This window comes from Vibrio mytili, assembly GCF_049563345.1.
GTDB lineage: Bacteria > Pseudomonadota > Gammaproteobacteria > Enterobacterales > Vibrionaceae > Vibrio > Vibrio mytili.
In genome coordinates this window covers 813,120-826,369 of record NZ_CP110482.1, presented here as the reverse complement: position 1 = coordinate 826,369, position 13,250 = coordinate 813,120, and the positions used below count along the sequence as shown (strand labels likewise).

Below are 13,250 nucleotides of genomic sequence, written 5' to 3'. Positions count from 1 at the left end.
ATGCCTAAAAGTGGACTTTGCCACTGAAAGAGTTGTACTAGAGTATTGCGACATCATCATTGTGCCTTATTGGAGAACCATTGACGAACGCCCGAATGAAAAGCTGCTAAACGCTCTCTGTCGTGCTCACGCTCGAGGCGCATTGGTTGTTGGTCTTTGCCTTGGTGGTTATGTTCTCGCCTATGCTGGTTTACTAGCAGGAAAGCGAGCAGCGACACACTGGGAATTAGAGTTGGATTTTAGCCAACGCTTTCCTGAAGTTTCACTCGATACGAATGCCTTGTATGTTGAAGATAGTTGAGTTATTACCTCAGCAGGTACTGTCGCAGGCATTGATTACTGTTTGTATGTTTTCCGAAAATACTACAGCAGTACGATTGCGAATCGAGCAGCAAGGAAAATGGTTGTGCCTCCATACCGAGATGGCGGGCAAGCTCAGTTTATCGATCTTATTTTTTCATGCTGCATATATTGTAAGGATTACTCGAGTATTTATGAAGTTTTGTGACGAAAGGTTGGGCCCTTCAATACTTGCATATGCGCACAACTATTCTCATGGGGATGTAGAACCACCTCATACTCATCAGTGTGCTCAGTTTTTACATGCTTTAAACGGTGTTATTCGAGTGGATACACAATCAGAGTCATGGGTTGTGACAACGAATCAAGGGCTATGGATACCTGCTGGCACCTTACATAGTCTTAGAATGACGGGGGACGTTCGAGTCCGTACGCTTTTTGTTGATCCTATGGCCAGGGCAGACCTTCCCAATAGCTGTGTACTATCGAAAGTTTCGTCGTTGCTGACCAGTTTAATTGTTGAGGCCGTATCTCTACCTGATATTCGGATAGCGGGAACGCGAGAAGAACGAATATTTGAACTGATACTTGATGAATTGCGTTTGCTAAACCCCATTGATTTTTACCTCCCCAATCCAAGAACAGAGGCATTGGATATGCTCTGTAATAACGTATCTGAGCGTCTTTCACACCCATGGACAGCTTCAGATGCTGCCAAGTATTTGGGCCAAAGTGAAAGAACTGTTTCTCGTCGGTTTCAGCAAGAGCTAGGTCTTACGTTCACAGAATGGCTACGTCAGAAGCGATTACTCCATGCGTCTGAACTTCTAGCCAGCGGGTGTAGTGTGTTAGATACTGCATTGGCGATTGGATATGACAGCCCTAGTGCATTTAGCTCGATGTTTAAAAGTCGAACAGGGCTGTCTCCGAGGGAATATTGTCCGATGGTTAATCCATTAGAACACGATTAAAGCGCTAAGTTAGCCTGTAGTACATTAGAGTAGGCATTCAACAGTGCTTGTAGAGACGCTTTTGTTGCATCTTCTTCAATTGCGACACCAAAAAAGCTCACATTAGAAATCGTAGACTGTAGCTGTACATAACAGGCCGCTTTGCTTTGGGTTTGTGAACCGAGTGTATGCTCGTGATAGTCAACGATATTCACCTGCAAACCATATTGTTCCATTAACCCTTTTAGCAACGCAGACATTAGACCATTCCCAGAGCCAACACATCTTATCATTTTGTTGTTGTGATGAATTTTGGCTTGAATTTTTTGGCCAAGCTCTGTTGTTTGGCTGTGATAGCTCTGCAAGCTTATGGTCGGGTTATTCACTAAACCATAAGACTGTCTGAATAGTTGCCATAGTTCCGAAAGATTAATTTCACATCCCGATCTATCGGTATGACTTTTCACTTTCTTACTCAAATCGGCCTGGAGCATTTTAGGCAGTAACAATCCGTGGTTTTCTTGGAGTAACCAAGCAGCACCACTCTTACCTGACTGACTATTTACACGAATCACTTCTTCATAGTTACACCCCAAATCCATAGGGTCTATCGGCAAGTAAGGGATATCCCAGAAGCTCTGCAACTTAGAGCTATGCGAAGAAAATCCTTTTTTAATTGCATCTTGGTGAGACCCCGAAAAGGCGGTGAAAACAAAACTTCCAGCATATGGGTGACGAGGATGAACAGGTATTTCGTTACACTGCTCGACGAGTTCAACCGTATGCCGAATGTCAGAAAAGCGCAATTTAGGATCAATGCCTTGTGAATAAAGGTTTAGTGCGAGTGTGACCAAGTCAACATTACCTGTACGTTCACCGTTCCCGAATAAACAACCTTCGATCCGAGTTGCTCCTGCCAGTATGGCAAGTTCAGCACTAGCAACACCTGTACCTCGATCATTATGAGGATGAACACTAATAGTAACGTGCTCTAATGAACTAAATGTATTTATGAAGTGTTCAATCTGGTCTGCAAAAACGTTAGGAGTATTACATTCAACAGTTGTTGGCAGGTTAATGATAAGCTGTCGTGTCTTACTTGGCTGCCAAACGGACGCTACTGCTTCACAGATTTCAAGTGCAAACTCGGGTTCCGTAAAATTGAATGTTTCTGGTGAATACTCAAAAGTCCATACAGTTTCAGGATGTTTTTCACACAAGGCTTTAATCTGTTTAGCCCCATTTACAGCAAGTTCTAGAGTAGACTTTTTATCCTGAGAAAAAACAATATCTCTAAAAGACGGAGCTGTAGCATTGTACAAATGGACTATGGCCTTAGACGCCCCGATTAGAGAATCAATAGTTCGCTCAATCAAGTCCGATCTGGATTGCGTAATCACCTGAATAGTAACATCACCTGGAATTAACTCGTTTTCGATCAGACATCGAACAAAGTCAAAATCCGTTTGCGATGCTGAAGGAAATGCTACCTCAATCTCCTTGAATCCACATTCAACTAAGTGGTTAAAGAGCTTCAGTTTTTTATCAATATTCATTGGGTTAGATAAAGCCTGATTGCCATCTCGTAAATCGGTTGAGAGCCAGCGAGGGGCTTTGTCTAATATCTTTGATGGCCAGGTTCGCTGTGGAAAGCTGATAATAGGAGCTGCTCGGTATTTTTCTGATGGTATTTCTAACATTATTAATTTGTCCTTTCTTTGTTGAGAAAAGCTCATGCTAGAAGACTATGTGAATGATATCTGAATAGAAGTTGACGAAAATCGTCGCGTTTTGGACAGAGGGGGTACATCATCAGTATGAGAAGAGGCAATTAACTGCTTATTTGCTAATAGTTTTTTGTTCACGGTGATCACAAGTTCACTGTGAGCACTTCTAGCTCAGAAATGCCCCATTCCGTGCTGAAACCTATTGTTTACGTCAAGCCTAATATGCATAATTTGACTTAGTTTTCATTATGATTCTATAGTGCTGATTGTCGAATACTTGTTTAAGAAAAGGTCAACCTATGAGAGTACCGATAAAAATAACCGAGAAAGGCGAGCACTACTTCGAGATCCCTGACGATTATCTAAAGGATCTCAATTGGTAGCAAGGTGACGAAATCATATGGACCGAAAATAAGGATGCTAGCTTTTCACTTATAAAGTCGAGCGATACCCCGCATTAAACATCATTCTAGACAGCGTGGGTAATAATACATAGCTGCCGCCCAAATCGATTCAGATCAAATGTTTAGTTGATATATTCTAGCTAACCATGACTTCCCGCAAGAATCATTTATGATTGGGGCAAGGTCTAGGGCACACATTTGTCCGAGGCGATATCCTCCCTAAACGTACCGGCATAGTCGAGAAAGGAATTCGATGGCTCTTAAACCTAAACACACATTCAATAGTGCCCCAATTAAGGCTCAACGCATCTTCACCGACCGAGAGCTTCCGAGGGAGACATTCAGAAAGGCAATCCATAACTTTGACTCCACTGAGCATAGCGTCATTAATTTTTATGGTTTTGGCGGTATTGGCAAATCTCGATTGCTTAAAGAGCTCTCGAAAAGTGAATCTCTAACCAGTGACTGGTGCCATGTACGTATCGACATGGAGGACCCCGCTTATCAAGATTGCGCTTTTTGCCTCCGCTCATTGCGCCAAACCTTAGCCCAACAGTTTAAGCCCAAGCCGAGCTTTCGCTCCTTTGATTTTGCCTACCTGATCTATCTGCAAAAGGTAAACCCCGATATCACCATCAACGACCCTAGCCTAGAGTACCTGCAAACCTCTGATCTGATGACGGACATCGCTCAAGCCTTGGTCGAGACACTAGAGGCGCTACCAGTTGCCAGCGTAGTGACTAAGCTAGCCGTATTGGGCAAAAAAGGCGTGAACGTCCTAGAACGCTGGTGGAGTTCGGCGGGCAGCCGTATCTTCAAAGAGCTACCAAGTCTAACTCCACAGCAAATCGCAGAGCGCCTGCCTATGATGCTGGCTGAAGACTTGAATGCTGCGTTAGATAAGGATGATGCACAAAAGCTGTGTGTCTTTATCGACTCATACGAGGCCATGTGGGACAACGCTTATCGTGAGGGGCACTTTTTTTCAGTCGATGAGTGGGTGCGTGAGTGGATTACCCATCATCCCAACGTGCTGTTTGTGATTGCTGGTCGAGACAAGCTGAGATGGTCAGAGTACCAGTCCGATTGGGCAGAGGTGTTGGATTCGCACATCCTCGAGTCACTCTCTGAAACCGATGCACGCTATTTTTTGGAAAGCTGTGATATCCAAGACTCTGAAATCATTGATGTTATCGTCGAGAACAGCAAGGGGGTTCCCTTTTACCTTGATGTCTCTGTTGATACCTATCAAAAAATTAAGTTCACTCTATTACGAACCCCAACGCCGGATGATTTTCAGGGCAAGACTCAGAGAGAGATCTTAGATAGATTTATCCGCTACCTAGACCGAGCGGAGAGTGCAACCCTGAAAGTACTGGCAAACTGTCGGCACTTCGATAGCCAACTTTTTCAATATATGATCCGGCAATACAATACCGGATACCCAGCTACCGAACTGGATAGGTTGACTCAGCACTCGTTTATCCAGACCTTACCCGGACAGGCATTTTCGATCAATCCATTGATGAAGCGGGCCTTGCTCGACCATCAGTCTGATGAATCAAAAAACACCGCACTGACGTGCCTATTTTACTATTATGCCGACCAGATCAACGGCATCAATGGTGAGGCTCAGCTAGGCTACAAAAACTTCATCGAAGCCCAGCACTACCTTGAAAGTGCGCAGATCTCGGAGAAAGACCGAGAGGACTTCCTGCACCTGAGCGGTAAGCTGTACCAACAGCAGTGTCGTATGGATGAGGCGCTATCCGTGTTTGAAGACCTTGCCGCTATCGGCAGCTCTCCAGAGACAATTGGGGAGGCGAAGGTGCAGATTGCTATGACGCTAAGGCAACATGGCCAGACGTCAAAAGCCCTTACCATCATCGAGCCCCTCATTGAAGAGGCGCACCGTTCTCACCTTGAAATGATCCGCTGCCGCGCCATGACGCAACGTGGGCTTTGCTACCTTTCGTTAGGTTTAGAAACTCAAGACAGCGAGTATTTCCAAAAGAGCTATCAAGATTATCAAGAGGCACTGGTAATCGCCAAAGCGTTAGATAATACCGCTGAAACCATCTACATCAATCTATCAATGAGTACGGCGATGGAGTATCTAGGCCAGATCGATGAGTCGATTGAATTGCTACGCCAAACCAAGGCAATCGCAGCGCAAAATGATCTGCACCACTCCTACACCGATTGTCTAAATGGTCTTGCCCGTAAGCACTTGCTTAAGTGTGAGTATCAACAAGCCATTGAGCGAGCGGAGGAGGGGTTAGCATTGTGGCAGCGCAGTGGGTTCTACCGCGGCCAATTGGTAATGTATTGCCATATCTTAAATGCCCATGCGCAGCAACGTAGCGATATGAAGCACATCGAGAAAACACTCGCAAAGGCCGAGGAGGTATCTCTCCTCGTTACCGAGCAGGTGATCTGTGATATGTATGAGCAAGCTCGAAGCCATTGGGTGGATTCATTGGTTGCATCAGAGCTAACCCCCAGCTCTGATTAGAATGCCCATAAATTAGGTTTATAGAGTCAGAAGATAATACAGTTTGCCACGTTTCCTCTATCAGAGCTTTTGTCATGGGTTATTTAACTGGCTATGGCAAACACACCTCTGCCCCAAAGTGTTTCAGCCAAAGATTTGGGACACATTTCTCATTATTTGACCTATTTTTTCTAATGACTAAATAACCTGAATTCGGGACAAGAAAGGCTATAACCCTTTGATTTAAAAACATAGATACTTTTTCATTACTTAGTACTGTAATTTTAGATGCATAACTAGGTAGCATTCTACGACAATAGCTGGTCTATTGCGTTGATTTTAAATAGGTTAGGCGCTAAAAGAGTAGTACTGAGAGGCTTAGGTTATCCCGAGTTCAGGTTAAATATGCTGTTAGTTCTGTCCGGGATCATTAAGCCACTACAAATACTGTATTTATATGTCAGGATAAGTGTGGCTGACAGAAAGGCACACTTATCTTTTAATCCGTTATTCAGCTCAGACTATCTGGAATTCCCTAGCTTTGCTACGTGTTCGCTTTTTGCATATAACTCTTTGCATGCCTTGCGACCAACACAAAAAGAAACTCCGGAGTTCCATTTCTGTTTTCTATATGGCTGATGTGAGCTGATTCAAATATTACGTGTATTGAGCTAAGCATAATCAATCCGACACTAACCATGTCACATTTTGCTTTTCATTTTACACGGAACAGACTATGAAAAAGAAAATTGCCTCGCCAATAATGTTGTCATTGATTGCAACTATGATTGGTGTTTCGAACAGCGCGGTTGCAGAAATTCGTAATGTAACCTTACTCCATACCAATGATATTGAGAGTGTTTACGAACCTGTAGATGCGTTCTGGAACCCTGATATAGCACGTATTGGTGGCATTCCTTACTTAGCCACATTAATCAAGGAAGTGCGAGCAAAAGAAGACACCAGTTTCCTGCTCGATGCGGGTGATATTTTTACTGGATCGCTGGCTAAAAAAACAAAAGGGAAACTCTCGTTTGACCTGTACAGTGCAATGGGATACGACGCAATAACACTAGGTAATCATGAGTTTGAATATGGTTGGGAAACACTCAAACAAAATATGCCAAGAGCGGCTTACCCAGTATTGAATGCAAACATTAAATTTGAACAAAACAACGCACCTTTTGCACAGCCATACACAATCATTGAACGCAACGGCATTCGTATCGGGGTTATTGGTGTGATGGGTGTTGATGCCTTTTATAACACCATGTGGAAAGGAAACCGCAAAGGCTTAACCGTTGATGACCCTGCGGAAGTGACTCAGTTCTGGGTTGATAAAATTCGTGATGAAGTCGATATGGTGGTCGTATTAACGCACCAAAACAAAACTGCGCCTATGCAGACGGATAAAGAAGCGGATCCCGAAGTGCAACGTGGCTTCGATGAAGACTATGAAATGGCAGGAAAGCTAAAGGGGGTTGATGTTATCTTTGGCGGTCACTCTGACCATGGTTTGTGGAAACCCGTTGTTCACCCCAAAACAGGTACCGTTATTGGGTTAACTTTCGGACAAGGAAAATACCTTGGTTACACTAAGTTTGCCGTTGATACAGATAAACACAGTGTAAACTTGCTAGAAGGGAAACTGATACCTGTCGAATCTGACAAGTTAGCAAGAGATGCTAAAACAGGGCAGTTAATCGACGATGCGCGAGCTAAATATCCAGAGCTGAATCAAGAGATAGCGACAATTGATAAAACGGCATTCCGTCGATATTACCGTGAATCTAATGTCGGAAACTTAGTTGCGGACATGATGCGTGAAGCTGGTAATGCGGATATAAGTATGATTAGTTCAGGCAGTATTCGTGTGGACTTAAACAAAGGTCCGGTCACGATGGAAAACGTTATGGACCTGTTCCCATTCACTGATAAGTTGTCAGTGGTTGAGTTGACGGGTAAGCAAGTTAAAGAGCTACTAGAATATAGCTACAAGTTGCCTTACGGATTAGCTCAATTCTCTGGTATTGAAGCAAAATACGATGGTAAAAGGCCTGAGGGGCAACGTTTACTGACGTTGAAAATTCAAGGTAAGGCAGTAAAAGATACTCAAACCTATAAAGTAGCAACATACTCTTATGCTGCAAGCGGTGGTGACGGCTATAAAGTCTTTGCAGATGGCAAACTGTTATCTGAAAGTAGCTCTATTACACAGACGTTAATTAACCAGTTTAAAGCTAAGAAACATGTCAAAGTGCCTGCGTTAGGTCGTCAAGTAGATGTATCTGAATAAGCAACGGTAACAGGAGAGCGGATGCCATTTAGAGTAGAATATAATGGGTGTAAGACTTACGGTTGTCCCAATTGTGGCCAGCAAGATCTTAGCATTTATACTCGCTCTAATCGGCTTGGCTATGATGCATGGCATTGCCCCGAATGCGGGGCATTCCCTCCAGTATTATCCAACCAACCGATAATCGAACTCGCTCAACAGATTAAACGAGACCAATTTGATCTGGAATTTTTTGATAGTTGTGGTTGCTTGCAACCACAACTTCACCGATACGGTTTCACTGCCTCTGGCAGCCAGCGAGTTAAGTGTGCTCAATGTCAGCAAGTCGTCACGCTGCCGAATGTTGAGAAGCTAAGCAAACAACTTCAGCCAATAATGGATGCGCTCATTAAAGGCGTGACTCCTGATAATCTTCAAAAGGTCTGTAAGCTGAGTAATAAAGCGTTTTCACAGCGCATTACCATGCTAGCGAATTTGCTTACTTACGCCAGTCGTCAGTGGGAGGCTAATTTTAGTTTGCCGTTGATTCAAACCAGAACATGCGTGCAAACCTGCCGATCAGGTTTCCAGCACCATCAAAGTCAGCAGCGTGAAACCTATCTTTGGACTGTCTCAAGCGCTGATGCTCGTTCTGGTTATATGTTACTTATCAATGACAATGCACTATCCAGCCAATCCTCATTGCTGTCAGAAGCTTTACCGTCTGGCATTTATAAGTTGGATGCAGTTGAGCAAAAGGTCGAAGATGATGAGGATGTCTTGAGTAAAGCTGAGAAAACTTACAGCAAAATCATGGCTCGCAGTCAGTTTGATATGCTTGCCTATGCCGAGCATCGTCACGCTTTGTCTAAAGAGGCGCTCATTTTTCGCCCAGTATATGCTGCTCATGCTCACTTCCAGAATCTACGACAGAAGGTGATTAGCTTTCCTCCTCAAGCTATTGTTCTTGAACATGAAAGTTTTTTGCGTGGAGCTGCGATTACCGCTTTCTGTGAGGAAGTCAGCCGTGATCAAACAGCTCTGTTCTATTGCCATGTACAAAAACAAATGCCAAATTCAAAATCAACTGCGATGACAAAAACCATGAGCTGGTGGAATGAAAAATGGTATCGATTGTTCATTGATTATGCGCAAAGCTACTGGCATGTTGGCATAGGCGTGTTAACCAATAAGCAGTTTAGAGTCGAACAGTTATTCCCATCTCATCCCAATTGGAACCAATATTTTTGGCATGAGTTCAACGGCTGGTTAAGCCCTGAGTATGCACGCAGAATAAGCCTGAAACGTCTCCACCAATGGCAAGATATTTACCGTTATTTTTTTAATTTGGTTTTTGACGATAGGCTAGAGGTTGGGAACAAACTTGGTGTTATGCCAGCGGAAATTAGCTCAGTAGTGGAAAGTCTGTGTCGACAAAAAGCGGCTCCGTTGCAAAGTTTGGGGATTTCCAGACCGTCAGGGTTGAAAGACTGATTCAAAGGTAAAAATTCTCCATTTAAGGCTCTTATTTTTAAGCCAGATTTGCCCAAATTCAGATTGTCTGACTTGGATCGCCAACTCTAACTCATTTCTGTCCAATGATGATTTTACTTACCTAAATCCAAGACGAATGTACTCAAATAAAAAAGCGAACCTTCCGGTTCGCTTTTGTACTTCTATGTTTATCAAGCCTGTATCCAACCTGATATGCTGTGATCACATACGGAATTAATCTTCGTAGTTTTCGATGCTTGGGCACGAGCAGATTAGATTACGGTCGCCGTAAACGTTATCTACACGGTTTACTGTTGGCCAGTATTTCCAAGACTTCGTCGCCTTCGATGGGAAACAACCTAGCTCGCGAGAGTAAGGGCGATCCCAAGAGTCCGATGCGAGATCCACTTGAGTGTGAGGTGCGTTCACAAGAGGGTTGTTCTCAAGTGGCCACTCACCGTTTTTCACTTTCGTCATCTCTTCACGGATTGCGATCATAGCTTCACAGAAACGGTCAAGTTCTTCTAAATCTTCAGATTCAGTAGGTTCTATCATCAATGTGCCAGCAACTGGGAATGACATCGTTGGCGCGTGGAAACCGTAGTCCATCAAACGTTTTGCGATGTCTTCTTCGCTGATGCCTGTCTCTTCTTTTAGCGGGCGAATATCGACAATACATTCGTGCGCGACGCGGCCGTTCTTACCACGGAAAAGAATCGGGTAGTGAGGACGTAGACGTTCCATCACGTAGTTGGCATTAAGAATGGCCACTTTAGTCGCGTCTAGCAGACCTGCTTCACCCATCATCGCGATGTACGCCCAAGAAATAGGCAAGATAGATGCACTACCCATATCAGCAGCAGAAACCGCTAACTCTTTGCCTTCCACGCCATTTTCAATGTGACCAGGTAGGAAAGGAGCCAGGTGAGATTTCACACCGATAGGACCCATACCCGGACCGCCACCACCGTGTGGAATACAGAAAGTTTTGTGTAAGTTCAGATGAGATACGTCAGAGCCGATGAAGCCCGGAGAGGTTAGGCCAACCTGAGCGTTCATGTTGGCACCGTCTAGGTATACCTGACCGCCAGCTGCGTGCACCATTTCGCACACTTCTTTCACTTGCTCTTCATAAACGCCGTGCGTAGAAGGGTAAGTGATCATAATGCTTGATAGGTTGTCTTTGTGTTTTTCGATCTTATCAGCAAGATCACCCATGTCGATGTTGCCGTCTTGGTCACATTTAACCACAACCACTTTCATTGATACCATTGACGCTGTCGCCGGGTTAGTACCGTGTGCTGAACTTGGGATCAAACATACGTTACGGTGACCTTCGCCACGGCTATCGTGGTAGCGTTGAATCGCGATAAGACCTGCGTATTCACCTGATGCACCAGAGTTTGGCTGTAGCGAGAAATCGTCGTAGCCAGTGATTTCACATAGCTTCTCTTTTAAATCTTTAGCAAGGGCAGTGTAACCAGCCGCTTGCTCAAGAGGTGCGAACGGGTGAATTGAACCAAACTCAGGCCAAGTTACAGGAATCATTTCTGCGGCCGCGTTCAGTTTCATTGTACAGCTGCCCAGTGGAATCATGCCGTGCGTCAATGAGAAATCTTTGTTCTCAAGCTGTTTTAGGTAACGCATCATTTGCGTTTCGCTGTGGTGCGTGTTGAACACTGGGTGAGTGAGAAACTCTGAAGTACGACGCAGTGCTTCTGGAATGGCGGCAAACTCATTACTTGCGATTTCAGAAGACAGGGCGTTAACATCTAGTTGTACGTTAAACACAGCAAATAGCGCATCGATGTCAGCCGTTGTTGTTGTTTCGTCGAAGCTAATACCTAGCTTGCCATCGAGCTTGCGTAGGTTGATGTCTGCTGCTTGCGCTTTCGCATACAGTTCTTCTGTTTTGCTATCTGTATTGATAGTAATGGTGTCGAAGAAGCTATGGTGTGTTAGCTCATATCCAGATTTAGTCAGACCGGCAGCGAGAATCGCAGTCATGTGGTGAGTGCGACGAGCAATCGTACGTAGACCTTCTGCGCCGTGGAATACCGCGTAGAAAGACGCCATATTTGCTAGCAATGCTTGCGCAGTACAGATATTCGAGGTCGCTTTTTCACGGCGGATGTGCTGCTCACGTGTTTGCATGGCCATACGTAGAGCTTGATTGCCGTTAACATCGATAGAGACACCGATAACACGACCAGGCATAGTACGCTTGTGTTTGTCACGCGTTGCCATAAATGCAGCGTGTGGACCACCGTAGCCCATTGGCACGCCGAAGCGTTGCGCTGAACCGATAACAACATCCGCACCCATTTCACCTGCTGGTTTAAGCAGAGTTGAAGCGAGTAGGTCAGTTGCAACCGTGACGAGAGTTTTGTTTGCTTGGGCTTTAGCGATGATGTCCGTCAAGTCGCGAACTTCACCGGTTGTGCCTGGGTATTGAACGAGTGCACCAAAAACGTCTTGTTCTGGTAGCGACTCCAGTGAACCTACTTGAACGTCAAAGCCGATGTATTTCGCACGAGTTTTTACTACTTCTAGCGTTTGTGGGTGAACATCGTCAGCGACAAAGAATACGTTACTTTTACTCTTACCAGCGCGCTTACATAGTGTCATCGCTTCGGCGGCTGCCGTTGCTTCGTCTAATAGAGAAGCGTTCGCGATTTCCATCCCCGTTAGGTCCATGACCATTTGCTGGTAGTTCAGTAGCGCTTCTAGACGACCTTGAGAGATTTCTGGCTGATAAGGTGTGTACGCAGTGTACCAACCTGGGTTTTCTAGTACATTACGTAGAATCACGTTTGGCGTGAAGGTGTTGTAGTAACCTTGACCAATGAATGTGCGTTTGATTTGGTTTTGATCGGCAAACTTACGCATTGCGACAAGCATGTCTGCTTCGCTTTTCGCTTCTGCTAACGATAACGGTTTTTCCAAACGAATTTGTGCTGGAACCGTTTCTTCGATAAGTGCATCAAGGTTAGCGACGTTGATCGCGTCCAACATTTTTTGTTGGTCAGATTTGTTTGGGCCGTTGTGGCGAGCAACGAACTCATTTTGCGTGCTGAGGCTTTGAAGTAATTCAGTCATTGTCCTTTACCTACTCCATCGTTCGGATGTGTCGTCAACGATAAGGTCTATATTTCCGAACATTGAAAAAAGCTGCCTTCCATAAGGAGACAGCTTTGAAAATCTTCCTAATTACTCTTCTTCAATAGAGTTTAGGTATTCTTCTGCGTCTTTCAGATTGTCGAGTTCTGATGGGTCAGACATCTTCACTTTCACAATCCAGCCGCCTTCGTATGGTTCTTCGTTGATAAGCTCTGGGCTATCTTCCAACTCTTCATTGATTTCTACCACTTCACCGCTGATTGGTGCGTAGATATCTGATGCTGCTTTTACCGATTCAACGAGTGAGAAGCTATCACCAGCTTCAATTTCGTCTTCCACTTCTGGCAGGTCGACGAATACCACGTCACCTAGCATTTCCTGCGCATGTTCAGAAATTCCGATAGTCACTGTACCATCACCATTATCGCGTACCCACTCGTGGCTATCTGCAAACTTCAATGTGTTGTCCATTGCTTAATCTCCAAA

At 44.6% G+C, this 13,250-nt stretch carries 8 protein-coding genes; 5 read left to right on the top strand and 3 right to left on the bottom strand.

Features of this window, described 5'->3' with window-relative positions:
- Nucleotides 1-10 precede the first annotated feature (10 nt).
- Together ONE56_RS17300 and ONE56_RS17295 are read left to right on the top strand one after the other, a co-directional pair.
- Nucleotides 11-301, top strand: coding sequence for a hypothetical protein (locus ONE56_RS17300; RefSeq protein ID WP_423840569.1), 291 nt, complete (start codon nucleotides 11-13; stop codon nucleotides 299-301).
- Nucleotides 285-1,271 (top strand): AraC family transcriptional regulator, encoded by a 987-nt coding sequence (locus tag ONE56_RS17295; protein ID WP_423840568.1) that lies wholly within the window; start codon nucleotides 285-287, stop codon nucleotides 1,269-1,271. The genes ONE56_RS17300 and ONE56_RS17295 overlap by 17 nt, the downstream gene beginning before the upstream one ends.
- Here ONE56_RS17295 and leuA read toward each other — a convergent pair.
- Nucleotides 1,268-2,986, bottom strand: a complete 1,719-nt coding sequence (gene leuA / locus ONE56_RS17290) for a 2-isopropylmalate synthase (protein ID WP_423840567.1) — start codon at nucleotides 2,984-2,986, stop codon at nucleotides 1,268-1,270. The two genes, ONE56_RS17295 and leuA, sit on opposite strands and share 4 nt — an antisense overlap.
- Before the next feature lie 648 nt (nucleotides 2,987-3,634).
- Between leuA and ONE56_RS17285 the strand changes: the two genes are divergently transcribed.
- The 3 genes from ONE56_RS17285 (at nucleotide 3,635) to ONE56_RS17275 (ending at nucleotide 9,644) form a co-directional block, all read left to right on the top strand.
- Complete coding sequence (locus ONE56_RS17285) at nucleotides 3,635-5,896, top strand: hypothetical protein (protein ID WP_423840566.1); 2,262 nt, start codon at nucleotides 3,635-3,637, stop codon at nucleotides 5,894-5,896.
- A 715-nt stretch (nucleotides 5,897-6,611) separates the two neighbouring features.
- Entirely contained in the window at nucleotides 6,612-8,171 is a 1,560-nt protein-coding gene (locus ONE56_RS17280; protein ID WP_423840565.1) for a bifunctional metallophosphatase/5'-nucleotidase, read from the top strand.
- Between the two features lie 21 nt (nucleotides 8,172-8,192).
- Nucleotides 8,193-9,644 (top strand): hypothetical protein, encoded by a 1,452-nt coding sequence (locus tag ONE56_RS17275; RefSeq protein ID WP_423840564.1) that lies wholly within the window; start codon nucleotides 8,193-8,195, stop codon nucleotides 9,642-9,644.
- Nucleotides 9,645-9,878: 234 nt separating this feature from the next.
- On the opposite strand, the gene gcvP is transcribed toward ONE56_RS17275, so the two are convergent.
- Nucleotides 9,879-12,743, bottom strand: coding sequence for an aminomethyl-transferring glycine dehydrogenase (gcvP, locus tag ONE56_RS17270; RefSeq protein WP_423840563.1), 2,865 nt, complete (start codon nucleotides 12,741-12,743; stop codon nucleotides 9,879-9,881).
- A gap of 111 nt (nucleotides 12,744-12,854) precedes the next feature.
- Nucleotides 12,855-13,235, bottom strand: coding sequence for a glycine cleavage system protein GcvH (gene gcvH, locus ONE56_RS17265; protein ID WP_041153889.1), 381 nt, complete (start codon nucleotides 13,233-13,235; stop codon nucleotides 12,855-12,857).
- Nucleotides 13,236-13,250 lie beyond the last annotated feature (15 nt).

Coding starts and splice junctions, on each gene's coding strand:
- gcvP (WP_423840563.1), bottom strand. CDS start 12,743: ATGACTGAATTACTTCAAAGCCTCAGCACGCAAAATGAGTTCGTTGCT.
- ONE56_RS17295 (WP_423840568.1), top strand. CDS start 285: ATGTTGAAGATAGTTGAGTTATTACCTCAGCAGGTACTGTCGCAGGCA.
- ONE56_RS17275 (WP_423840564.1), top strand. CDS start 8,193: ATGCCATTTAGAGTAGAATATAATGGGTGTAAGACTTACGGTTGTCCC.
- ONE56_RS17280 (WP_423840565.1), top strand. CDS start 6,612: ATGAAAAAGAAAATTGCCTCGCCAATAATGTTGTCATTGATTGCAACT.
- gcvH (WP_041153889.1), bottom strand. CDS start 13,235: ATGGACAACACATTGAAGTTTGCAGATAGCCACGAGTGGGTACGCGAT.
- ONE56_RS17285 (WP_423840566.1), top strand. CDS start 3,635: ATGGCTCTTAAACCTAAACACACATTCAATAGTGCCCCAATTAAGGCT.
- leuA (WP_423840567.1), bottom strand. CDS start 2,986: ATGAGCTTTTCTCAACAAAGAAAGGACAAATTAATAATGTTAGAAATA.